At 41.4% G+C, this 24,612-nt stretch carries 23 protein-coding genes; 8 read left to right on the plus strand and 15 right to left on the minus strand.

Going from position 1 to position 24,612, the window contains the following annotated elements; translation table 11 throughout:
• Positions 1–38: 38 nt before the first annotated feature.
• A complete protein-coding gene (locus R2Q66_RS22460) occupies positions 39–1,205 on the minus strand; it encodes a glycoside hydrolase family 88 protein (protein WP_316753429.1) in 1,167 nt (388 codons plus the stop codon).
• Between the two features lie 70 nt (positions 1,206–1,275).
• Positions 1,276–2,304, minus strand: a complete 1,029-nt coding sequence (locus tag R2Q66_RS22465; protein ID WP_316753430.1) for a LacI family DNA-binding transcriptional regulator — start codon at positions 2,302–2,304, stop codon at positions 1,276–1,278.
• Positions 2,305–2,532: 228 nt separating this feature from the next.
• Here R2Q66_RS22465 and R2Q66_RS22470 point away from each other — a divergent pair, with 228 nt between their 5' ends.
• The 3 genes from R2Q66_RS22470 to R2Q66_RS22480 are packed head-to-tail and all read left to right on the plus strand — an operon-like array spanning position 2,533 to position 5,259.
• Complete coding sequence (locus R2Q66_RS22470) at positions 2,533–3,273, plus strand: (Fe-S)-binding protein (protein WP_316753432.1); 741 nt, start codon at positions 2,533–2,535, stop codon at positions 3,271–3,273.
• A gap of 32 nt (positions 3,274–3,305) precedes the next feature.
• A complete protein-coding gene (locus tag R2Q66_RS22475) occupies positions 3,306–4,682 on the plus strand; it encodes a LutB/LldF family L-lactate oxidation iron-sulfur protein (protein ID WP_316753434.1) in 1,377 nt (458 codons plus the stop codon).
• On the plus strand, positions 4,675–5,259 hold the full coding sequence (locus R2Q66_RS22480; protein ID WP_316753436.1) for a lactate utilization protein C: 585 nt from the start codon (positions 4,675–4,677) through the stop codon (positions 5,257–5,259). Before R2Q66_RS22475 ends, R2Q66_RS22480 begins: the two co-directional genes overlap by 8 nt.
• 1 nt (position 5,260) lies before the next feature.
• Here the strand turns inward: R2Q66_RS22480 and R2Q66_RS22485 are convergent, their stop codons facing one another.
• Positions 5,261–7,195: an ATP-binding protein gene (locus R2Q66_RS22485; protein ID WP_316753438.1), complete on the minus strand. Its 1,935-nt coding sequence runs from the start codon at positions 7,193–7,195 to the stop codon at positions 5,261–5,263.
• 218 nt (positions 7,196–7,413) lie between these two features.
• Between R2Q66_RS22485 and R2Q66_RS22490 the strand changes: the two genes are divergently transcribed.
• On the plus strand, positions 7,414–8,940 hold the full coding sequence (locus tag R2Q66_RS22490; protein WP_316753440.1) for a choice-of-anchor I family protein: 1,527 nt from the start codon (positions 7,414–7,416) through the stop codon (positions 8,938–8,940).
• Positions 8,941–8,992: 52 nt separating this feature from the next.
• On the opposite strand, the gene R2Q66_RS22495 is transcribed toward R2Q66_RS22490, so the two are convergent.
• The gene (locus tag R2Q66_RS22495; protein WP_316753441.1) at positions 8,993–9,526 is read right to left on the minus strand and encodes a GNAT family N-acetyltransferase; all 534 of its coding nucleotides are present in this window, start codon (positions 9,524–9,526) and stop codon (positions 8,993–8,995) included.
• Positions 9,527–9,623: 97 nt separating this feature from the next.
• Here R2Q66_RS22495 and R2Q66_RS22500 point away from each other — a divergent pair, with 97 nt between their 5' ends.
• On the plus strand, positions 9,624–10,223 hold the full coding sequence (locus tag R2Q66_RS22500) for a GNAT family N-acetyltransferase (RefSeq protein ID WP_316753442.1): 600 nt from the start codon (positions 9,624–9,626) through the stop codon (positions 10,221–10,223).
• 55 nt (positions 10,224–10,278) lie between these two features.
• Here R2Q66_RS22500 and R2Q66_RS22505 read toward each other — a convergent pair whose 3' ends face one another.
• The 8 genes from R2Q66_RS22505 to R2Q66_RS22540 form a co-directional block, all read right to left on the minus strand.
• Positions 10,279–10,569, minus strand: coding sequence for a GNAT family N-acetyltransferase (locus R2Q66_RS22505; protein ID WP_316753443.1), 291 nt, complete (start codon positions 10,567–10,569; stop codon positions 10,279–10,281).
• A 17-nt stretch (positions 10,570–10,586) separates the two neighbouring features.
• Entirely contained in the window at positions 10,587–11,459 is an 873-nt protein-coding gene (locus R2Q66_RS22510) for a pirin family protein (protein WP_316753445.1), read from the minus strand.
• 145 nt (positions 11,460–11,604) lie between these two features.
• Complete coding sequence (locus R2Q66_RS22515; protein WP_316753446.1) at positions 11,605–13,362, minus strand: PAS domain S-box protein; 1,758 nt, start codon at positions 13,360–13,362, stop codon at positions 11,605–11,607.
• Positions 13,363–13,644: 282 nt separating this feature from the next.
• Positions 13,645–14,343, minus strand: coding sequence for a hypothetical protein (locus tag R2Q66_RS22520; protein WP_316753448.1), 699 nt, complete (start codon positions 14,341–14,343; stop codon positions 13,645–13,647).
• 60 nt (positions 14,344–14,403) lie between these two features.
• Positions 14,404–15,804, minus strand: coding sequence for an alpha-L-fucosidase (locus tag R2Q66_RS22525; RefSeq protein ID WP_316753450.1), 1,401 nt, complete (start codon positions 15,802–15,804; stop codon positions 14,404–14,406).
• A gap of 111 nt (positions 15,805–15,915) precedes the next feature.
• Positions 15,916–16,599, minus strand: coding sequence for a class I SAM-dependent methyltransferase (locus R2Q66_RS22530; protein ID WP_316753452.1), 684 nt, complete (start codon positions 16,597–16,599; stop codon positions 15,916–15,918).
• A gap of 28 nt (positions 16,600–16,627) precedes the next feature.
• Positions 16,628–17,545, minus strand: a complete 918-nt coding sequence (locus tag R2Q66_RS22535) for a UbiA family prenyltransferase (protein WP_316753454.1) — start codon at positions 17,543–17,545, stop codon at positions 16,628–16,630.
• A gap of 69 nt (positions 17,546–17,614) precedes the next feature.
• Positions 17,615–17,980 carry a hypothetical protein gene (locus tag R2Q66_RS22540; RefSeq protein ID WP_316753456.1) on the minus strand — a complete coding sequence of 122 codons (366 nt, stop codon included), beginning with the start codon at positions 17,978–17,980 and terminating at the stop codon, positions 17,615–17,617.
• A 200-nt stretch (positions 17,981–18,180) separates the two neighbouring features.
• On the opposite strand from R2Q66_RS22540, the gene R2Q66_RS22545 reads away from it, so the two are divergent.
• Complete coding sequence (locus R2Q66_RS22545; protein ID WP_316753459.1) at positions 18,181–19,161, plus strand: AraC family transcriptional regulator; 981 nt, start codon at positions 18,181–18,183, stop codon at positions 19,159–19,161.
• A 2-nt stretch (positions 19,162–19,163) separates the two neighbouring features.
• Positions 19,164–20,174 carry an AraC family transcriptional regulator gene (locus tag R2Q66_RS22550; RefSeq protein ID WP_316753462.1) on the plus strand — a complete coding sequence of 337 codons (1,011 nt, stop codon included), beginning with the start codon at positions 19,164–19,166 and terminating at the stop codon, positions 20,172–20,174.
• A 41-nt stretch (positions 20,175–20,215) separates the two neighbouring features.
• Here the strand turns inward: R2Q66_RS22550 and R2Q66_RS22555 are convergent, their stop codons facing one another.
• Complete coding sequence (locus tag R2Q66_RS22555) at positions 20,216–20,662, minus strand: hypothetical protein (protein WP_316753464.1); 447 nt, start codon at positions 20,660–20,662, stop codon at positions 20,216–20,218.
• 43 nt (positions 20,663–20,705) lie between these two features.
• On the minus strand, positions 20,706–20,945 hold the full coding sequence (locus R2Q66_RS22560; RefSeq protein ID WP_316753466.1) for a hypothetical protein: 240 nt from the start codon (positions 20,943–20,945) through the stop codon (positions 20,706–20,708).
• A gap of 163 nt (positions 20,946–21,108) precedes the next feature.
• Here R2Q66_RS22560 and R2Q66_RS22565 point away from each other — a divergent pair, with 163 nt between their 5' ends.
• The gene (locus R2Q66_RS22565) at positions 21,109–22,152 is read left to right on the plus strand and encodes a hypothetical protein (RefSeq protein ID WP_316753468.1); all 1,044 of its coding nucleotides are present in this window, start codon (positions 21,109–21,111) and stop codon (positions 22,150–22,152) included.
• A 106-nt stretch (positions 22,153–22,258) separates the two neighbouring features.
• Here the strand turns inward: R2Q66_RS22565 and R2Q66_RS22570 are convergent, their stop codons facing one another.
• Complete coding sequence (locus R2Q66_RS22570; RefSeq protein ID WP_316753471.1) at positions 22,259–24,469, minus strand: beta-N-acetylhexosaminidase; 2,211 nt, start codon at positions 24,467–24,469, stop codon at positions 22,259–22,261.
• Positions 24,470–24,612 lie beyond the last annotated feature (143 nt).

A 24,612-nucleotide genomic window follows, 5' to 3' on the forward strand; every position in this document is an offset into this window, starting at 1 on the left:
TTAATAATTGAATGTTCTTGATAAGAATTCCCTGGCTTTTATAAATACCAGTTTTTATAGCGATGTAAGGCTTCTAAAAAGTAATAATCGGCATAGGTTAAAGGCACATCGATTTCCGATTTATGCGGAATAGAGCCAACACTATGCATCAAAAGAAAACCACCATTCTCCCCTAATTTCGCGCGGTATGCCGTTGAGGAAAGAGAACGGATCATCTTTTCTGCTGCATCTACATAGGTTTTACGTTCTTTTTTGCCAACATACTGTCCAAGTTCTAATAATGCGGAAGCATTTACAGCGGCCGCAGAAGCATCACGGTAGGTATCAGGAATACCCGGCGCATTAAAATCCCAGTACGGAACCAGGTCTGCCGGCATATTCGGGTGATTTAAAGTAAACTTTGCGATATTTCTAGCCTGCTCCAGGTAGCGTTTATCTTTGGTAAAGCGGTACATCATGGTATAGCCATACAATCCCCAGCTTTGACCTCTGCTCCAGGCCGACTCATCTGCGGCGCCTTGTGCAGTTTGTTTTTTCACAACTTCACCAGTTTTCATGTCATAATCTACCACATGGTAAGAGCTGAAATCCGGACGGAAATGGTTCTTTAAAGTTGTATTGGCATGAGTAACCGCCACTTCTTTATACTTTTTGTCTCCGCCATGGTCTGATACCCAGCTCAACAATTCCAGGTTCATCATGTTGTCAATAATCACTGGTCCGCCCCATCTCTTACTGGAATTCCAGGATTGAATTACTTTTGCCGCAGGGCGATACCTGGTCGTTAATGAAGCCGCAGCTGTATCTATCGTAGTTTTGTAAGCAGGATTTTTAGTGATGCGGTAAGCATTACCAAAGCTGCAATACATCATAAAACCAAGGTCATGGTTACCAGTATAATGTTTTTCTTTTTCCAGAATACCCAGTCTGGCGGTTGCTTCTGTCAGGATTTCCGGATCTTTTGTGTATTCATAGATATAAAACAAAGTGCCCGGATAAAATCCACTACACCACCATTTAGTATCACTGGTTTGCACTTTATTCTTAGCCGCATTATACGTTTGAGGCATTACATCTGCCGGAACGTTTTTGCTCAGGACTTTGTATTGCTGTTCAGCAAATTTAAACTGATCATCGATTAACTGGCTCATCCCCTCTTTTACGGCCGGGGCATCCTGGGCTTTGAGAACGGCAACGTTCATCATTAAAAAACTTAAAAAAACTACAAGCTTCTGCATCATCTAATATTTAGTTAAAAATTTATAATTACTCTATTTAAGAAGACATCCGTCTGATCAGATCCACCGGAATTACATAAGGTTTTTGCCCGACTTCCCGTTCCCCGCTTTTCAATTGCTCGATCAATACGGCTACAATTTTTTGCCCAACCTTAGCTGGATACTGTTCTATAGTAGATAAAGCCGGAGTAATAATCGAGGTTCTCGGATCATTTGAATACCCGATAATCTTCAAATCACGGGGCACCTGAATCCCATTCTCTTTGGCAAATTCCAGTGCGGCAATGGCCGTCACATCATTCGCAGAAAACAACGCATCGGGAACCACAGCACCTGAAAACATCTTCGCCATCGCATCTTTTGCATTTTCATGCGTCAGTTCCTGATGAAAAACCCAGTCGGCATTTACCGGCAGCTGATGTTGTTCCATGGCCTTTCTAAATCCTGCGGTACGATCCTGATATAGGTTAGAGCTCAACTTTCCAGAGATATGGGCAATCTTTTGACTACCCGTTTCAATCAAATGACAAGTGGCCAGATATCCGCCACGAAAATCATCTCCTTTAATGAAGGTTGCCGGATAAGTATCCAATGGAACACGGTCATAGAAAATCACGGGAATTCCACTACTCACCAGTTTATCAAAATGACTAAAATCCGTGGTTTGCAAGGTACAGGCCACAATTAAAGCATCCACTCTGGAAGCATAAAGAATATCGGCAAGTTCTTCCTCCATACTCAGCACATCATTTGACTGGCAAATGATCAGGTTATACCCATGTTTATGTAGGGCATTTTGAATGGTGGTGATCACTTCTGCATGAAAAAACATAGAAATACGGGGAACGATGAGTCCAACCGTATGGGTTTTATTGCTCCTTAATCCGGAGGCCATCTGGTTCCTTCGGTAGCCCAATTGCGCCGCCATTTTCAATACATCGCTTTTTGTTTTCTCCTTTACATGAGGATGATTGTTCAGCGCCCTTGAAATCGTTGCCGGAGAAAGCTTCAAAGCCTCTGCGATATCAAGAATCGTGTTTTGTTGCGGTTTTTTATCCTTATTCATCTATAAAACTGGATTTTCAGTAAATTAAGAAGAGGCAAGCTAGTCATTTCTTCTATAAAATGAAAACGTTTTCATAAAATTACAGCATGCACATCTCCTCCGTTATTTTGGCAATATATTAAGCAGAATTGCCGCGAAGCCCTGAAATTACTTCAAAAGTGATAACTTCCGGCTTTCTTAGGAATTCTGATGTGGTACCCGGTATCACGAAACCTTAAACTATTCTTTATGACCGTTGGCCTTTTCATCCCTTGCTACATTGACCAGTTCTACCCAAATGCAGCAATTGCCACCTTAAAGCTGCTTCAAAAACTAGGTGTTAAAGTAAGTTATCCGCTACAGCAAACCTGTTGTGGGCAACCCATGGCGAATTCAGGTTTTGAACACCTGACCGGCGGTTGCAATGAACTTTTCATTGATAATTTTGCGGAGTTCGATTATATCGTATCCCCTTCCGGAAGTTGTGTGTTACACATCAAAGACCATTTGCATAGTGATGGACAGCCGGAAAAAGCAGTTTCAGTCCGTAAAAAGGTCTATGAACTGACAGAATTCCTGACGGATATTTTAAAGGTAGAAAAGTTAACAGCCCGATTCCCGCATAAAGTAGGCGTACATCAAAGTTGCCACGGCCAGCGGGGATTGATGACTTCTCAAATGACAGAATTGGTTGCTGCACCATTTTCAAAACCTTTACACCTGTTAAACATGGTGAAAGACCTGGAACTGGTCCCATTGAGCAGGCCGGACGAATGTTGTGGATTTGGCGGAACCTTTTGCGTGGCAGAAGAGGCTGTATCTGTAAAAATGGGTAAAGACCGTGTTGCAGACCACCTCAACAATGGTGCGCAATTCATTACCGCAGGAGACATGTCTTGTTTAATGCATATGGAAGGGATTTTAAAACGTCAGAATAGCCAGGTAAAAGTGCTGCACATTGCAGAGATTCTAAACGCAGAAGAGGTTTAACCTAAAAGATTTAAACGCAGAAATTTAAGAAAATGAGTACAGGAATAAAGGACCACGCAGCATTATCTGACATTTTCAATCAGGACGAAGCCCGGGTTGACTGGCATGATGAAACCCTATGGTTTGTACGTGCAAAGCGTGATAAAGCCGCAAATACATTGGAAGAATGGGAAGCGCTCCGCGAAAATGCCTCTCAGATTAAAGACAATGTATTGTCCAATCTCCACGATTATCTGTCGGAGTTTGAAAGCAATGCGCAAAAGAATGGCGTTACCGTACATTGGGCTGCCGATGCCGCAGAACACAACAGGATCGTCCATTCCATCTTACAAGCAAAAGAAATCACCAGAATGGTAAAAAGTAAGTCTATGCTGACTGAAGAATGCCATCTGAACGAATATTTACACCAAAACGGAATTGAAGTCATCGATACTGACCTTGGCGAGCGCATCGTCCAGCTGGCTGAAGAACCGCCAAGTCATATTGTATTGCCTTGTATCCATAAGAAAAAAGAAGAAATCGGGGAGTTGTTCCATGAACATCTGGGTACTCCAAAAGGCGCTTCAGATCCGCAATTACTGACTGCAGCGGCCAGGGTACACCTTCGTGAGAAATTCCTGACCAGAAGAGCAGCGATTACCGGCGTCAATTTCGCCATTGCGGAAACCGGCGAATTTGTAGTCTGTACCAATGAAGGTAATGCCGATATGGGCGCACACCTTTCAGAGGTTCATATTGCCTGTATGGGCATTGAAAAGATCATTCCAAAACGCGCAAACCTGGGTGTATTTTTAAGGCTTTTAGCCCGAAGTGCCACCGGACAACCGATTACCACCTATTCCAGCCATTTTCGTACCCCCAGACCAGGACAGGAAATGCACCTGATTCTGGTAGATAACGGCCGGACGCAACAGCTGGGAAGAGCAGATTTCCGAAACTCTCTAAAATGTATCCGTTGCGGAGCCTGTATGAACACCTGTCCGGTTTATCGCCGAAGCGGTGGACACAGTTACCACACCGCCATTGCCGGCCCTATTGGAGCAATTTTAGCGCCCAATCTGGACATGAAGCAATATGCAGATCTACCTTTCGCCTCCACTCTATGTGGCTCCTGCACCAATGTATGTCCGGTGAAAATCAACATCCATGAGCAGCTTTACAAATGGCGACAAGTCATTGTAAAAGAAGGCTATGCAGATCCTAAAAAAGCGATTGCCATGAAAACCATGGAACTCACCCTGTCTAACCCTTCCTTATATAGAACTGCCGGAAAAGCAGGTCGCTGGGTGATGAAAAACGCGCCTTTTTTAGTCAACAACAAGTTAAATGCCTGGTATAAACAACGCGATATGCCGGCGCCACCCCAACAGTCATTCCGTGAATGGTATAAAAAGAACAACAATGAGTAGCAGAGCCCAGATCCTTGCACGTGTTAAAGAAAACCAACCGGCTTTAACCGTTTTACCCGCAGATTTAACCGCCCTGGTTCAGTATCCTGATCCTGTGGAAATGTTCGGCAAAGTACTCGAAGGAATTGGCGGGATGATGCATCCGGTGAAAGACTATGAAGAAATGATCGGATTGATCAACACACAATTTTCCAGTCTACCAAGAATCATTTCTACGATTCCTGAATTGAAAGCAATCTCTGAAAAAGGTTGGGAAGAGCAGAACCCGCACAGCTATGAAAACGTAGATGTAGCGATTATAAAGGCCCATTTTGGCGTCGCAGAAAATGCAGCACTCTGGGTAACTGAGTCCTTAATGGGACAACGGGTGATCCCTTTCATTTGTCAGCAGTTGGTTGTAGTGGTTCATAAAAAAGATATTTTATCCAATATGCAGGAAGCTTATCAGCAAATTGCAGATTCCGTTTATGGTTTTGGCGCTTTTATCGCCGGTCCTTCAAAGACCGCTGATATAGAGCAATCCTTGGTACTCGGTGCCCATGGTCCAAAAAACATGACGGTTTTTGTACTTGCCTAACCTATTCCTTTTGGATTTTTGAGGGAGCATCAACTGGCAATGTGAAAAAGAACCTACTTCCTTTGCCAGGCTCACTTTCAAGACCGATTTTCCCATGATGGCGTTCCACGATATCGGCACATAGGTATAATCCGATGCCAAAACCCGAGGCATTTTTGACCTGTAAATCGTCAATTCTATAGTATCTGTCAAATATTTTACTAAGGTGATTGTTATCGATACCAATGCCATGATCCGTTACAGAGACCAATACTTCTCCATTTTCCAGCTTCGCAGAAACCAATATTTTTCCTCCCTGAGGGGAGTACTTAATGGCATTACTCACCAGATTATCAATCACCTGCGTAATCTTATGTTTATCAGCAAAAACCAGGGGTAATTCTCCTGCATCAAACAGAATTGGATGGTTCTTTTCCTGAAATACGTAATCGTTTATCACCTCTTTAATCAATTCATTTACATCGATCAGTTCTTTTCTAAGTTCCGTCTTATTCGTTTCAATTTTCGACAAGTCGAGGAAGCTATAGACCAGCTTAGTCATTTTATTAATCTGCCCTTCAATCCTGGCGCCTACATTCTTAATGAAACCCGGATCTGTAGCTGCTTTACTGGATTTCAATAGTTGAGCATATGCTTTTAAAGAAGTTAACGGTGTCTTTAGCTCATGACTGGCGATGGCAATAAAATCGTTTTTCTGCAATTCCTCCTGTTTACTTTCCGTGATGTCCATTACTGTTCCCAGCATCCGGACTGGCGTGCCGTTATGGTTAAAAATCACCTTTCCGGTAACGCTAACCCAGTAAACCACCCCATCAGGTCTGTTTATTCTGGCCTGATAATTATATTTTCCGGAGATCAGTGCGGTTTGAAAAGCCTGTTCTACAACAGAGGTATCTTCCAAATGAATAACCGCACGAAGTTCGCTATGACTCAAATCGGCCTTACCTGGAAAGCCGAATAAATCTGCCAGGCCAGGAGAATAAATGAGCTCCATCGTTTGCAGATCCAGGTCCCAACTGGCAATACCTGTTGCTTCGGAAGCCAGACGAAGCCGCTCTTCGGTATTTTCAATCTTTTTCCTTGCAAAGACTCTTCCCGTCACATTATTGACTACAGAAAGCAATCCGGTAACCTCCTGACCTTTGCCAAATACAGGCTCCAGATTCAGGTCGAAATAGAAAGTTTCCAGTACCCCATCACGTTCGTATTTAACCGGAGATTCCCTTCCCTGATAGGCCTGTCCAGTGGAAATGACCTGCTCAAAAATCTCGCGATAGCCAAAATCAAGCATAGAAGGCAGTAAATCAAAGATAGATTGCCCCAATACTTCTAAAGGTCCGCCTTTCCCCCACATCTTACATATGGCTTCATTGGCATATTCAATAATAAAATTGTCCTTGGAGTAAAGTGCCATTCCAATCGGCGCTTTCAGAAACATTTTATGTAAACGCTGCGTTTGTTCCAGCATGTTTTCCTCAGAGGTCGTCGCCATTTCTTTCAACATCACCTGTGCCGTCACATTAGTGGTGGTGTTGATGATATAAGCAACCTTACCATTATCATCCAGCACTGGCTGATAAGAATTTGACCAGTATAAAGGCTCCATCTTACCAGTTTCACTGGAATAGATGTCATATATATAAATCGGAAGCTCTACTTTTTTCTTTGTCCGGATCACGTCTTCCAATGCACGAAGCGCCAGTTCTCTACCATAATCATCTTTTTTACCAGGAAGGACATCCAACAGGCTTTCTCCCAATAGCTCTTCCCTTGATTTTAAGGAAATGTCCACAAATTGATCGCTTACCGCTAAAATGGTAAAATCCGGGGAGTTCGCTTTGAAAACCACCGACTGCGGGGATACTTTGAAAAAATTCTGAAAATCCCCACGGGTGTAGAAACAATCGCTGGAATCTGTAGCAAGCGCATTGTTCATATTTACCAAAATTTAGTCAGGATTATTATCATTAAACGTAGAAATATGCTTTTAAATTATGGTGATAACGTAAAACGTTGATATTAAGTTTTAAAAATTCTACGCAAATACAGAGTAAAAACACTTAACCTGGTTAACAATATGATAACCTTAAACTTAAAGACAGCTTATATCCGGAGCATACTTTTGAGGCAATCCAGAACCGACAAACCATAGATATGAATAAAAATCTACTATTTAGTTTCTTATTAATTGCCTTTATAGGCTGTAAAAAAGCTGAAACACCAATTATTGAAATATCAGAGGTTGAACTCAATGAAGATGCCGGGACCTTTGCCGAGATCGGCAGCTATGCTGTTGGAGGAGCCGGAGCCGCAGAAATCACTGCTTTTGACCCTTTGAGCAACCGCTTATTTGTAGTGAATAATACGGAAGGAAACAACAGAATTGAGGTAATCGACTTTAAAAATCCTGCCGCCATGAAAAGCATTGGCAACATTCCCCTTGCCAATTATGGGGGCTTTGTGAATAGCCTCAGTGTACATGATGGCAAACTTGCCGCAGCCATAGAATCAACAGATAAACAGGCAAATGGTAAGGTTGTAGTTTTCAAAACGAGCGACTATAGCGAGATTAAAGTCGTTACTGTAGGTGCTTTACCGGATATGGTGACGTTTTCGCCCGATGGCAAATACATCTTATCCGCAAATGAAGGAGAACCTAATGACGCCTATACCGTTGATCCTATAGGTACAGTTTCCATCATTTCGGTGGCCAATAACTACGCGGTAAGCACCCTCGATTTCGCTGCTTTTGCCAGTCAGAAAGCAGCATTAATGACTAAAGGATTCCGTGTTTTTGGTCCGGGAAAAGATTTCCTGAAAGACATTGAGCCGGAATACATTACCATTTCTGAGGATTCAAAAACAGCCTGGGTTACCCTACAAGAAAACAATGCGATCGCAAAAATCAATATTGACAGCAAAACAGTGACCGATATTTTCCCTTTAGGTTTTAAAGATTATAACCTGGATGGCAACGAAATTGACCCCAGCGACAAAGACAATGTCATGCTTTTAGGGAAGTGGAAACTGAAAGGTATGTACCTTCCTGATGCCATTGCCGTACTGGAATCTGCTGGAACGCCTTATTTATTTACCGCCAATGAAGGCGATGCCAGAGAATACACCGGCTTTTCTGAGCTGCAAAGAATCAAAGACAAATCCATCATTTTAGATCCTACAGCCTTCCCTACCGCCAGCTTACTGAAAAAAGATGAGCAGTTAGGCCGGTTAAATATAACCACTACGCTAGGTGATACTGACGGAGATGGCGATTATGATGAATTGTATTCTTTTGGCGCGCGCTCTTTCAGCGTTTGGAATGGCAATAGCGGCGCACAGGTGTACGACAGTAAAAATGAACTGGATGCAAAAAATATTAATGCAGGGTTTTATGACGACAACAGAAGTGACGATAAAGGTGTAGAACCGGAAGGCATTACGATTGGCAGTGTTGGCGCTAAAAAATTAGCTTTCATCGGATTAGAAAGATCAGATGCCCTGGCAATTTATGACGTCAGCAATCCTTCAAAGCCTGTATTTCTTCAATTGCTAAAGACAGGAGATGCCCCGGAAGGTGTGCTTTTCATTACCGCAAAAAACAGTCCGACAAAAAGGAGTCTGTTACTGGTTAGCAGTGAGGGCGACGGGCAGATTAAAGTATATTCCCCTAAAACTATATAATTTTCTATTCTCGGCGGGGTAGCTGATCGTTCCCGGATCTCTATCCCGTTTTTTACAAGTCTACCTTTTTATTAGGTTCCCTCAATAAAAACCAATGGACCATCTCTTCTTTGATAAACTTCTGATAAAACCCAAGGTTGCTTAGTGTTTTTGTAGAACCCTCGTTCACATGCGCGCATTTGGCAGTAATCATCTTCACTTCAGGCTGTTTAAACGCCCATTTGATCAGCCCTCTGGCAGCTTCAGCAGCATAGCCTTTGCCTCTTTCTGACTCGATAATCGCATAGCCAAGATCTACAACTCCTTCCGCAGCGGGGCGACCTTTAAAACCGACATCCCCAACCAGCGATTTACTGGCTTTATCAATGATCATCCAGGACTCAAAACCCGATGGCGCTGCTACCAGATTCAGATTTTCAATAATCCTTGGTAAACATTCCATCAAATCCTCGTCTGGCCAACCTTTGCCCAACTTCAAACCTAAGGTCGATAAGGAAGTAAAATCCCCCGCCATGACATCCTTTGCAATCTGAACTGTAAAGGGCAGTAAATAAAGACGTTCCGTAGTTATCTTTTTTGATTTCATGATATGCTAAACTCAATAATAAGAATATTTTAGTCTTTAAACTATATTCCTGTCATTTATTTTTTAAAAACCGTAAAACTTTTAAAATCCTAAAGTATTGAGCAATTTTGCAATCATTCAGGAGCTCATTTACAGCACTGGACATTTATTTTATACCGATATGAAAATTTTTGCAGAAACAGATCGTATTATTTTAAGAGAACTTACCCTGGCAGATGCCCCCTTAATGTTCAAAATGGATTCTGATCCGGAAGTCCATAAGTACCTGGGCAATAAACCTCTTAAAAGCATCAGCGAGTCAGAAGACAATATTCGTTTCATCAGACAACAATATGAAGAAAATGGTATTGGCAGATGGGCGGTTGTTGACAAGCAAACAAACACTTTTGTAGGTTGGGGAGGTCTCAAATTCATCACTACCCCCATCAATAACCGCAACCACTTTTATGAAGTAGGTTACCGGTTTTTGCAAGAACATTGGGGCAAAGGTTATGCGACAGCATCCGCGAAAGCTTCCTTGAAATATGCGTTCGAAGAAATGGATCTGGAAACCGTTTATGCCATGGCACATGGAGAAAATGCAGGTTCCCGCCATGTTTTACAAAAATCAGGCTTAAAAATCACCGGTCATTTTGACCATGAAGGGATAAAATGCGACTGGTTTGAGATTAGTAAAGAAGATTGGTTAAGGAGATAAAAAGAAAATCCCGGCCATTTGATGGCCGGGATTTAAACAATGACATAAGAATAGCTCAATCTAACACCCTGTTCCAGTCCGGATGACGTTTCAAATAAGCGGCAACCAGCGGACATAGCGGAATCAACTTATATCCATTATCTTCTATATAAGACAAGGTTTTTTCGATCACCGCCGTAGCTGCACCTTTACCTTGTAGTTCTTCCGGCGACTCGGTATGAATCAACCAGATCTTCTTACCGCGTTCTTTATATTCGATGAACGCAGTATACTCCCCTACTTTAAGTTCAAAACGGTTTTCTTCCGGGTTCTTCACCAGGGGGATACTCACATATTCCTCATTCATAGCTTTATATATTTTAATTAATCAGCCAATACACCAAATTTACCCATATTAAAATCTACTATTGCCTGACTGATTTCTTCATCTGTATTCATTACAAACGGACCATAACTTACAATCGGCTCATTCAAAGGTTCACCGCTCATCAATAAGATCACCGCATCTTGATTTGCTTTCAAATGAATCTCTTCTCCTTCGTTGGCAAATAATACAAAATTATGTTCTCCTACAGCTTCTCCATTTACCTCTACACTACCATTCACCACCAATAAAGCAGTATTGTGCGTAGCAGAAACCGAAGTGCTTACTGTTCCACCTTCATTCAATTTAATATCAAACAGATTTACCGGACTATAAGTTTGTGCAGGACCTGCAATTCCGTTAAAATTACCGGCAATTACATTCACTACCCCTGCGCCATCCGGCAATTCCAGTTTCCCCATACCCGCAGCAGTTAACTCCTGATAATGAGGTGCTACTGATTTATCTTTTTTAGGCAGATTTACCCATAACTGTACCATTTCAAAGGGACCGCCTTTTTTAGAGAAAGCCTCTTCATGATACTCTTTATGTAAAATACCATTACCGGCCGTCATCCATTGCACATCACCAGAATTGATCACCCCATGACTACCGGTACTGTCATGATGCGCAACTGTACCTTTATAAGCAATAGTTACGGTTTCAAAACCTTTATGTGGATGGACACCCACCCCTCTAACATGATTTGAAGGACCAAAATCATACTCAGGATTAAAGTCCAGGAGTAAAAACGGGCTGATTCTTTCCTGAGGGATACCTGCTCCCGGGATATAATTAAATACCCTAAACCCATCACCAACCATGTGTGGTCTGCCAGAATTTGTCACGATTTTTTCAATTACCTTTTTCATTATATTTCTCCTTTTTTAGACAACAATCAATTGCTGGTTACCAAAAACCCATTGATTAATTAATTATTGTATACAAAGATACCTTAGCCAGTATACTTCCACGTTGATGTAGGATAAGAAGTGTTTTTTTGAAAGATAAGAAATGTTATTTTCTGCCTCCAGCTACAGTATGAGGATAGGCATTCTTCATAATTGCCCTGATTACCTCATCCAACTCCTCAGAAGAAGACTTTAAATGTGTGATATAATCTTTTAAAACAGGATCAGAAGAATACGCTTCTAAAAGCGCTACAAGGCCCATTACACGAGATAAAGGGGCGCGGATTTCATGCGATTGTATCCAGGCAATTTCTCTCAACTGCCTGTTTTGTGATTCTATAGCTTTAAGATGGTTGATCCTTTCCGTAATATCCTGCATCGAACCAATCATACGTATGGGTTGCCCTGTAGTATCAAAAACAATAAAGGACCGGTCTAACACCGATTTATAAGTACCATCCGCGCAGCGAAACCGATATTCCAGTTTTAACCTGTTTTTTTTATTGGTTGCCAGCAATTCAAATTCGGCCAATACCAGCTTCACATCTTCCGGATGAATCCTTTCCAGCAACCAATGCTGACTGGTGTGGATATTAGCGTAGCCAAAAACCTCCTTAATTCCTTTATTCCAAAGGATACTTCCGGTGTCCATATTCCAGTCCCAGATCACATCACTCGTTGCTTTAGACACGATATTATACCTTCCAATACTCTCAGAAATTTTTCTTTTGTTCTCTAAATCTTCCGTAATATCTCTTGAATTCCAAACCATTCCCCGAACTGCGGGATCATCCATCATATTGGTCAGAATTGTTTCCATCCAACGGTAAGCCCCCTGCTTATTTTTAAACCGAAACGGAGGAATAGCCGCATGCTTTTTTATCTTGTGAAACTCGCGTTGCAGCTCTTCCCGATCCTCAGGATGAATGGAATCGAAGATTTTTTTACCTAATAACTCCTCCGGATCAATGCCCAGAATGGTCATAGCGGCCGGACTCAGATATTTATACATTCCTTCCGTATCCACAATGGCGATGAAGTCTGATCCATTTTGAACCATTGCTTTAAACCTTTGCTCACTACTAAACAAGGCATATTCTGCCATAATTTGCTTCGTACGGTCGATCACCAGTACCAGGCAAGCCGCAATATCTTCAAACCAAACCGCATTGCTTTCTACCGAAACATAAACCAAATCCCCGTTCTTTTTACAATGACGGGTGATCGACTGATTAATATCGCCTAAATGGAGTGTTTTAATCACTACTTCCTGCAATACCTCCCGATCTTCTAAAGGCCTGACATCCTTAATCGTCATCTTTAAAAACTGCGCACGGGTATAACCATAAAACTTTATCGCAGCTTCATTTACATCCAGAAAAACGAGTGTCTTTTGATTGTATACCCATTGGGGAATGGGACTCAAATTGAATAAATCGATGTAACGTTGTTTTTCCTTTTCCAGTTGTTCGGTGGCCTGTTTATGTGCGGTAATGTCTTTAAAATAAACAGACAGTCCTTCCCCGGATGGAAAAGCTGCAACTTCCACCCATACTTTCTTAGGTTCAAAATATTCCTGGAAACGTACTGATGTATTTTCTGCGATAGCGCGATGGTACTCGGTGTAAAATTTTAGCGGGATGGCCTCAGCATAAACTTCCCAAAGGTTTTTACCGATGATATCTTTTCTTGGCATCATCAACATCTGTTCCGCCTGCTTGTTCCAGTAAGTAACGGTCCAATGGCTGTCCACTTCAAAAAAAGCATCCGTAAAGCTTTCCAATATATTGGAAATTCTTTTCTGATAAGCCTTCAATTGCTTCTCATAGGTGATATCTGAAGGGGGAGCCTTAATGTTTTTCATTTTATCTTTATCACTTATTCAAATACCTACTTCCAGGGGTTGATTTCCTTTCTTAAAAAAGAAAACATAACAGTAGCGTAAAAACACTAAGAAATTAAAATCTATCAGAAATTATTGCTTTAGGCTATAAAATTAATTACCTGTGCAAACAACAGAAAATTTGTTCATAATTTTGTAGTATAACGAATGTAGTCCGCAATTGTTTTTAAGCATTCTATAAAATAAAAGGGTAGGAATCAAATACGGCATGGGATGAGCCGTGCCGTATTTGATTCAGGATACTTATTTTTTAGAGTTATCTGTGTTTTTGGAGTCCACCTTAGACCTGCTCTGCGGTTTTCTAACCGGCATTACCGGAGTATAAATCTCCAGGCGGAGCTCGTTAAGCAGCTTTTTCAAGCCTTTCATTAAGCCGATCAGCAAAACAACCTGATGATCATCATGATTGAGCAATCTATAGGCATCATCATTAGTCAGCTTGAACTGTCTTTTTAACAGCAAAGGGATTTTATTGCTCTGCGCGGTTAACGCACAGGAATATAAAAACATGCTATGGATAAATTCCGCAAGGGAACGTTCGTAGCTTAATTTAAGTTTTTTGTAGCTTTTACTGCGTTTAAAAAACACTTGAAAGGGCTTAAAACGCAGTCCTTCGATTTCATAAGTAGCCATTCTTAGCTCTTCATCCTCTCCATAACTGAAGCCAAACCAGCTATCCAGTTCTGCCCTTGCCTGGCCAATAATCGTAAAAGCTTTTAAACAATTTTGAACACATGGGTCCGTTACATCTTCAAAAAAGACACCATCTTCAATTGGAGATTCCCAGGGGTTATTAAATTCGCTGTAATATTCCCTGAATTCCTTTTTAAAGGTGAGGTAATATACAAATTCATAAAAATCTGAATGAACAGAGGACATCAATATACTTAAGCCTCTGATACAATTGTCTAAATCGAACGGATCATTTGTAGAGTTTTTCATAACAATTTATGACTAATAGCTAAAAGTTATAAGGATAAATATACAATTATATTTAATTTCCTATTTATCTTCTTCATTTTTTAAGCGGAGTCTGATGACAGGAATTCCGTCTGCCATAGACACCTGATTTTTATTGAGTTTGACTTTCAAGGTATCATCCGCTACTCCTGTAAAATCAACAGGCTGTCCCGTTTCCAGAATACTACAACTGAGCACATCTGAAGGACTAAATGGCAAGATTAATTCTCCGGCAGTTAAGGGTTTAACGATGCTGACAAATACTTCGCGTTCGCCATTTTTCTTGTTAGATTCTGTAAATACGACTCCTGCAGGTGCAGAAATACCTTTCAAAGGTTTAGTGTCATATACTGAGGCACCATTGGCAACCAGCCAGCCTCCCATTTCTCTAAGGCGGTGAATTGCGGCTACCGGCAAACTTCCATCAGGCTTAGGTCCTACATTTAACAAATAATTGCCACCCTTAGCCGTGTTGCTGACCAGATATCCCAGCATTTCTGTAGCCGGTTTCCAGCTATAATCGGTGGCATGCCAGCCCCAGGAATGAACCATAGTAGCAGGGGTTTGCCATGGACGTTCCAAAATCTTTTCCGGATACTGGTTATCATGCATTTCTAAAAAGTCGATGTCATCGCCAGGCCCCTGATAACGAATACGGCCGTTTATTAAACATTTAGGACTGTATTTCCTAACTAAGGCAATCAACTCATCTCTTCTGTGTTCCGTAATTTTATTGGGCTCATCCCAGGTATCAAACCATAATAAATCAGGATCATATCGCTGAATCAACTCCTGTACCTGTGGCAATGATTTTTCTTTCCAATACTTTTCAAACTGAGCATCAGTTCTTTTCACCTTACTCCATTCCGGCCAGTCTCCACCCGGATGCTCCCAGTCCTGCCAGTGAGAATAGTAAAACCCAAATTTCAATCCGTACTTTTTACAGGCTTTCGCCAGCTCTCCAAGGATATCTCTCCCTTTCAGTGGACTGTTAGCAATATCAAAAGTAGAGACCTTGCTATCCCATAATGCAAAACCATCATGATGTTTAGCGGTGATCACAAAATATTTCATACCCGCGTTTTTAGCCTCCAGAATCCACTGATTTGCATCGAAATGGATGGGGTTAAACTGAGTAGCCAGTCCCTGATATTCCTTTGAAGGAATCTCTAATCTTTGCTGAATCCATTCCGCATACCAGCTATTTCCGTATTTAAAGGTGGTATCCGGAAGGCGATGTCCTTTATACTCCCCAGCTAAAATACTGTACAGCCCCCAATGGACGAACATCCCGAACTTGGCTTGTTTGAACCAATCTGCACGGTTAGCCGGGTCACCAAGATTCTTTTGGGAATGGGGTTTAGTTAGGGAATTGGTTTGCGCGAAACTTCCGGATAGGAAAATCATGACGACGAATGTCGTCAACAGTAATTTTTTCATCATTTTGTTTGTTTTTGGTTATCATTTGGTTGCCCCAATTTACGGATTCCAGAACAAAACAGGCCATTATTACCGAAAACGAAACCAATTAAATGCAGAAAACAATCCCGGGAATTAATCCTTTGTTTTTTGAAGAACCGAGCCCTGGATAAAGCTGCGGTAATAATATTTTTCTTCCAGCAGCTTATAAGCTGCTTTGGTAAAATAAGGCCTCATATTGATCAATTTCGAAGCTTCAACATTGCCCATCAATTTAAAAAACTGATACATCAAGGTTAAGAAAACAGCTTTCCACCAGGCTCCACCTCCATTTCCATTTTCGGTACTTGTCCCGGCTTCCCCGGTTCCAGCTGCAGAATTGAAATCCGTATGAAACCAAAGTCCCCCATTTTTAAGCATGGCATCTAAATGATGAAATACCATTACCGCTCTTTCCTCTGCAAAATTATCGAACAAAAACGGTGTACAGATTACATCAAAAGGCACCTCAGCAGTAAAATCTTCTATTCCAAGGTTCAGGAAATCAATGGTATTTCCATCAGGAGAACCTGCCATCTTCTCTTTTGACAAGTCCATCATCTTCGCTGAAATCTCCACATAAACCAGGTGTAAACCCCGGGGATGAACTTTAGCAATTTCTTCCAGAATCCAGCCTGTACCTCCCCCAACAATTAGCACCCTTCCCTTTTCCGGAAGATGACCTAACTGATGAACCTGTGCATTTACCTGCGATTTAAAGAAAACCAGGCGACTCAGGCGATCATAATAACGCGCTATTTTATCATAATTATTCATCATAAGCCTGGAGAATCAGTAGAATAGAACATTAGGTCAAAGGCATAAATTGCATGGCGATGATTCCACAAATCGCTTTAAACAATATCAATCCATCAATCACCATCAGATAATATAAGATATTTTTTCTGCGCCTCATGGTATAGGCAATATAAATGGTCAACAGAAAAGGCAATAAATTGAGCAGGAATGGCCCCGGTCCGAAGCCTTTGTAACGCACAAAAATGAATAAAGCAATAATTCCTACGATCAACAAGGGGATCAGAATATAAAAGATGGTTTTTCTTAAGCCAAAGCGCACTACAAAAGTTTTCAAATGCCTGTTCGAATCTGTAGGATAATCTTTGATATCGAAAATAATAGCATTTACCGTGCAAAACATCCAGTTTTTAATGAACAACCAGGTCCAGAGTAAAGGATCATGATAGCCAACACCGGTTTCAATTTTAAGCATAATTAAGGGCATCACATTGGCGCAACAAGCCCATACAAAGCCGATGACGAAAGCCTTTAACCATCCTGTATTCCGCAGATTTAATTGCCGGAAGGACTTTGGCAGCAAGCCATAATAAAAAGCACCGGCAAAAACGATCACCCCAATTGCTATCCAATAGTTCAGCGGAAGGTTCAGAATATTCCGGTAATTCTGATAAAGCAGACTGGCGGCAAGCCCAACACAGACCACAAACAAAATTGCCTGACTCCATTTGATAAAATGCTGATGCTGAAAATACCAGAGACTCCGGGGATTGTTTGGCGCCGGTTCCGCAGACATTTTATGATAGGCGTAGGTATAGTATATCGTTGGGGCCAAAAACAATAACAGGTAATAGTTAATGGAATTAAAGGGCAATTTAAGTTGTTCCGTGGCTTCCAGCGTTAATGCTACTGCCAGGATACCCACAAAGTAATTCCCGAAAAATATAAACTGAATAATTTTCTTGCCCATTAAAAATATCAGACCAGAGGGATCTATGCTGCCAATTTCGGATATAAAAAGAATATTTCACTATAAACCTCAATAACTCTCGAAATTATCACAGTTAACGCAATGTAATACCCGTTGATCTATCCCATAAAGTACACATTCGATGTTTCTTTTTTCCTCGATAATTTGTCTGGCATATTTCAGCCCTTTATCTATGTTTTCAAAAACAGTATACACCTTTTGATGCGGATATACGGCATAATTACAAGCCTCATCCAAAAGAATTCCGGTAGCAATTTCCGCCCTCACCAGTGCAACTTCTTTAACATTCATGATCGGGAAATTCTCCAGATTACCTGAGGCATCCTCCCTCTTTTTCCAGCGCAAAACAATAGACCTTAGCCATTTTTTAAAACGGACTAACAATGACGACCGGTAACGTACTGGTTTTTTCATGAGATAATAAGATGGGAGAATCTGTCGCTAATTAATAAGGTAGAAAATTACGTATTATTTTTATGAAAGAAAAATGTAATCCTCCTATACAGACCATTTTAAGCATTATTGTACTGAAATTTAAAGAGATCAGCGGTATAAAAAAACTATCTTTGAATCAAGGTTAATCTGGTTGTGCAATAACTTAAAGAGAATCTTAAATGAAGGAAGTAGTCCACCAATATGGTGTTGAATTGGATTGGGTAGCAGGTCTTGCTGAACAAATCGGCGGCTATGTAGACGGAAACTACATCCGTATTGCGGATGAACTGCAACCAGGCAACCGTTATGTGCTCCCGATTAATGATCATTTGACTGCTTTTATCATTGATGTCACCAACCGCCAGGACGTCATCTACAAACTCAGAAATACCCGCAGCGACTTTGTCGGGCTATATTTTAACCTCAGCGAAGGTGATTCCATTCACATCTTAAATAATGTCAGCAGATCTGCCGGGCGTTGGGGATACAATCTGGGGATATTTGACGCGGATTTAAACGGAGATTTCCAGGTAAAAGAAGGCTCATCAACCTATATGATCGCCATTTTCATTAAGAAAACTGCTTTAAAACAATACTTATCCGGCATCCCGCAACACCAGCAAATTGTAGAATCTATTTTCAATCCGGAACTCAATACCATTGTACGTTTCGATAGAATGAGCAACCATGCCTGGTGGCTGATGAACGAACTCCGGAAATCACCTCCCTCAGGGCCATTGTACGACATTTTTATCACCGCCACCGTTTATGGACTGATCGCCGATTATCTGGATCAGCTGATCAGCCAGGAAATCATCATCGGGCAGGTGCTCCCCGAAGATGTCGGAAATATTCTCAGCTCACAGGCTTACTTAGTTTCCCATATTGAAAGCACCTTCCCCGGAATACAGGCATTGGCAACCGAGGCCAATATGTCGGAGACCAAATACAAAAAACTTTTCAAAAAGATCAGTGGCATTAGTCCGAATGCATTTTTCCTGAGCAACAAGCTATCTTGTGCAAAGGAAATGCTGGAAACCGGAGATTTTACCATTGCAGAGATCGCTGATCAATTCGGTTTCTTTGATTCCAGCCACCTGATCGAACAATTTAAACACACTTACGGTGTTCCACCCAAAGAATACCTCAGCCAATTATAAGTATGAACCAGGAAAGGATAGAATTTTGTTATCATTATACCCTTGGCCCGGAATGGCAGCAGCAAATCGTCAGCGGTATCGGTGCAACGCTAAAAGACAACAAGATTTTAACGATGCCGGAAAACATTGCGGATGGAGGCTCCATATTTCTGGAAGTTACCCCGGGATTGTCGGTGTTGCTGCTCGACATGACATTTAAAGTTCCCGTAGCCATTACCAGAGTCCCTACAGACCATAATTATTACATGGTTTATTTTGACATTGGCGATGAAATCACTACCCATATCATTGGAAATACCATTCATAAAGCCGGCTACCATGCTAAACTAGGGATGGGATTTATGGATTGTAGTATGAAAGGAATCATCATGCCTCCAGTAGGACAGCGCTCTTACAGCCTCCGGTTATTCATAGAAAAAGGCCATATGAAAGCCCTGGCAGCAACCACCCGTGATCTGGAAACGAACAACCTGCTTTTCGATGAATCCAAAAACACACTTTTCTTTTATAGTCATATTGATAGCAGAAGCAAAATATTACTGAGCCAGTTGAAGGAAAATGATTTCAGTAGTCCATCATTTGAATTGAAGCTGAAAAGTACCGCATTATACCTTTTGGCTTACCTCGTTGAGCGGGCCAGTAGGTTCGAACCCATCATCAATAAACTCTCTCCCCAGGATATAGAGCGCATATTTCTAACTTCCGAATACTTGCTGGCGAATTTACAGTCGGAATTCCCCGGCCTGCTAAAGATGGCAGATCTGGCGGAGATGTCGGTTTCAAAGTATAAAGGTCTTTTCAAAAAGATACTAAAAGATAGTCCCAATCAGTTTTTCCTGAATGAGAAATTGTTACTGGCACAACAGCTTTTACAAAGTGGCAATTTTAACAATGTGCAGGAGGTGGCTTACGAATTGAACTATAGCAGTCCGAACTACTTTGCGAAGGTTTATAAAAACGCCTTCGATGTATTACCCGGAGAAATTTTAATAAAACAGAACAGCAGTCTGTAATTAGCAGCTGCTGTCTGTTGTAGATTGCCAAAAGTCATCCCTTACTTTTGCATACTGAACACCAGGTAACCCCTGTTTTTCGTATGTACAACTACACTACCTCCCTTTGATTCATACTTATTACCACTGGCCAGTAAATCAGCCACAGTAAGGTCGTTTTCTCCGGGAACACTCTTCGCGGTGGAAACTTTCGCCTCTGCCAACCCGCCATTAGCGCCCACTTTATAACTTGCTCTCATCGGCAATGTTTCAGGTATTCCGTACACCTGAGCTGTCTTTTCTTTCTGATCAAATACCAGACTTAAACTGCTCAATGGGTATTTTATACTGACAGAATCTTTACCCTCCACATCGGATTGCATCATTTCAATCAACCTGTATTTTCCGGTTGGCAGAACTGTATTTTCCTCTTCTTGTACTTTATCTTTTTTACAGGCAATAAATGCAGTTGCGATCACTAAGAGTACGGCTAAAAATTTGTTGTTCATTTTGTTGTGTTTATGGTTAATTATTTAGTTGTTATCCTGAGTATTAATTGTCAATTCCCAGGTAATGTGCAATGAGCTTTTGATCTCTTTCCGGCTTACTGGCAATGGATAAGGAGCTGCTTTCTCCAATACAAATCACCCGTTTACCATTTTTATCTTTCACAATTGCAAAAAAACCTGCACTTTCCACCTCATTGTCTTTACCTGCTACTTCCGCATGGATCAGATCGGATGGAAATAAAATAGGACTTCCTTTTACGATGATATATTTTCTTAATGACATCTTTCCTGGTGTTGATTAACAATACAAAAGTATGGACCAGGCATCTCCGGGAATGGAAGGATCAGACATAAAACTCTTAAAATAAGACCGAAAACACTAAATTGAGCGTTAATAGCAATGGAATACCCTAAAGAACTACTGATTGAAGCCTAAACACGAATCCATGGAACCCACTGACGTAAAAATATCAAGGAAGAAACCGATTTTCCCGGTCTCCCCCGCCTTACAAAAATACCTGAGAAGCTACCAGCGGGAATCTAAACTTCCGATCAGTTACAGCGATCTGATGATGTTCGATGAATCGTATCCAATCATGGATAAATACGGCCGGGACTCTTTATGGGAAGGCCCGATTTATACTTCCGACCGCATAGAGAACCTTCACAACGGCTTAAAAGTCATTTATGCGAATTTAAAAGCATCAGGAAACCTACGCATTGTACAACATAAATACATTGATAAAATTGAGTATTGCACTTTTGGCAATACCCATCCCTTCCGCATCCGGATTGTGAACCGATTAAATGATGTTTACGATTATTTCTATGTTAAAAAGGCGGATGCGTCCCGAATTTACGGACTGGAACTGGAGGAAATCTTCTCGCCAAACCAGGTCAATTATCTCGTAGACCGGGAAACCCTGATTGAAGAGCATATTGCCGGAATCCCTGGCGATGTATTTGCAAAAACCTATTTACAGAACCCTGAATATAACCAGACCCGTATCGCTAAAGAGTTCGTGAAATTTAATGAGCGCTGTTTAGTGACGCTATTGGGAGATATGAGGGCTTATAATTTTGTGGTGCAGATCACACCAGACTTCGACGATATACAATTCAGAATCAGGGCCATAGATTTTGACCAGCAGTTTTATGAAGGAAATTTAAAGGTATACCAACCGCAGTTTTTCAAAGAAAACTTCCCCTATGTGAAACTATGTACGGAACAGCTTACCGATAAAACTTTCCTGCAATATCAGCAGGAAGAGAAATCTTCGATCCTACACCGGGTGCGCTCAGAGCGCCACCGTCTCGCTGATTTAAGAGATGTATCAAATGAAGATGAATTGACAACTATTGAAAACACCAACAGACTAAAAGAAAGCATGGCCGTTCATTTTGCAGACCCCCGTTATCTGGAATGTGAAACCATGACGGATATCATTGAAATGAATATAAAGAACATCATCCGACAGGTGAAATTATAAGCAAAATCTGCTGATAAAAAATGCCCGGTGTAATTAAACTCCCGGGCATTTTCATTTATAATCAGCATTTTTTATGCCCAACGTTAACGGGTAACGTCGCGCTATATTAAATCTTTTTGATCATGACCACACCATTGGTGCTGTCATTCTCATCACCACGAACCTTTGCTTTGATCGTAAATACCGCGCCGGTTTCATAGTTATCGATTTTGAAACTATACTTGTTATTGCTGGCATCGCTACCGCTAAAACCATCATGTGTATCTTCAGCAACCTTAACGCCATTTTTAAACACTTCTACCGATTGGATATCGAGACGGGAATCTCCGCTTGTGTACCAGAAGTGAAGTGCATACGACCCATTGCCATTGATTTTTCCGGAGCTTTTCATTTCTAATATTCCAAAATCTTTCCCCTGCACATTCTGAGGGTTCCATTCTGCAACCAGATCACCGTATTTCTTAAACTTATCCGCTTTACCAGGGAAGTAAAAAGGCAAGGAGAACTGACTTCTGTTCAACACGGTAACCGCGTAAAAATCGCTCAATTCCTTTACCCTTACTGGCTCGGTATAAACCGGAGAATAGACGTTTGGAGGCGTACCATCCGTCGTAAAACGAATCTCCGCTCCATCTACTACATTTTCCAGTTTAACCACATACCCATTTGCAGCTTTTTCATTGCTGATCAATTTAGGCAGCGGCATGCGGTAACCGATTCCAGCGGCATCATAACGGGTATACTGACTGCGCATTCTGTTTTCAAAACTATTCCAGTTTTGTCTGGCAAGCGGTGTCCATAAAACCTCTGCCAAAGCAGACATCCTTGGGAAAGCCAGGTACTCCAGATACTTCTCCGAACGATTTTCATTCAGTATCGGAATTTCCTGAAGAATTGTGCCATGAATAAACTGATCTGACCACATGGTTGCAGATGCACCTAAGATCTGGGGACGATATTTTTCATCCAGACCTTCCAGCATCGGATTCAACTTATAAACTTTCTCTAAAGAGATTGGAGGCAACCAGCCGGCAGCTTTAATTTCTCCGGGAATCGCGCTTTCTGCGACATCGAAGTATAAATATCCCGTCAATGACATCACTGAATAGTGTCCTGCTTCCGAAGCTTTAAATGCCTTTTTAGGCTCATGCCAGATCATTCCAACGGCTTTATCTTCTAAACCATCTTCGATGATCTCATCCCATCCCACAATCGTTTTTCCATATTTACCTGCTATTTTCTGAACGCGGCGGTTAAAATGAAGGCGCAATTGCTCTTCTGTTTTCAAACCTAGCTCAGTTTTTTTCTTTTGACAAGCCGGACAAGCTTTCCAACGGGTATAAACCGCTTCATCCCCACCAATATGCAGGTATTTTGAAGGAAAGATTGCTACTATCTCTTTAATGATGTCGTCGATAAACTCATAAGTACTTTCCTTACCGGCACATAAAATTTCTTTACTGATCGAATGTTGTGTCGGAACCTCATACTGGTCGCCGGTGCAACATAAATAAGGATAAGCAACCACCGCTGCCTGTGCATGCGCAGGTAATTCCAGCTCGGCAATGATGTCTACATTTCTTGCAGTAGCATAAGCTACTATATCTTTCAGGTCTTCCTGTGTATAATATCCACCTTTTCTATCTGGTCCAACACCGCTGAAACCACCAACAGAAGTCAGCTTTGGGTATTTCTTTATTTCTATTCTCCAGCCAGAATCATCGGTCAGGTGAAAATGCAGCGCATTCATTTTGTACATGGCCATCATATCAATGAACCTCAATACATACTCTTTTGAAAAGAAATAACGGGCAACATCCAACATCATTCCTCTCCATGGGTACAATGGGGCATCAGTAATAGCCACACCTTTGATCTCCCATTTCAAACCTTTCTGACGTTCCTTGCTGTATACTTCAGGAGGCAACATCTGAAGTAAAGTTTGTATGCCGTAAAATACGCCTGCACTCGTCTTTCCTTTAATGCTGATCAGGTCTTTATTAACGTTTAATTTATAGCTTTCTTTATTGGCAGAACCGGCATCTCCGGTGCTTAAAGCAATGCCACTTACCGGACGATCGGACTCCACTAAAACGAAATCGTATCCTGTAGCTGGCGACAATGCCGCAACCAGCAATTCTGCCTGTTGTTTCAGCCCCTTAGCGTAAGAAATTTTTGTTTGTGGTTTAATCAGAAAAGAACTTCCACCTTCAACCATCTTTTGAGGGAGTGGAACGATGTTTAACTGGGCAAACACCGATGAGGTGGCCAACAGTAACACCGCGAGAAAAAAGCCTGCCTGGCATTTAATTTTCATAACAATATTTGGTTTGTTTAGGATCAGGACAACCCATATTCCCGGAGCAGTCCTGATACAATTGTAAGAAAATATTAACTAGAAAATTTGTTAAAAAACTACAGGGAGGCACACAATCGTTTGCATTAAGCATTGCAAACGAT

The organism is Pedobacter gandavensis (genome assembly GCF_032677645.1).
Lineage (GTDB): Bacteria > Bacteroidota > Bacteroidia > Sphingobacteriales > Sphingobacteriaceae > Pedobacter > Pedobacter gandavensis_A.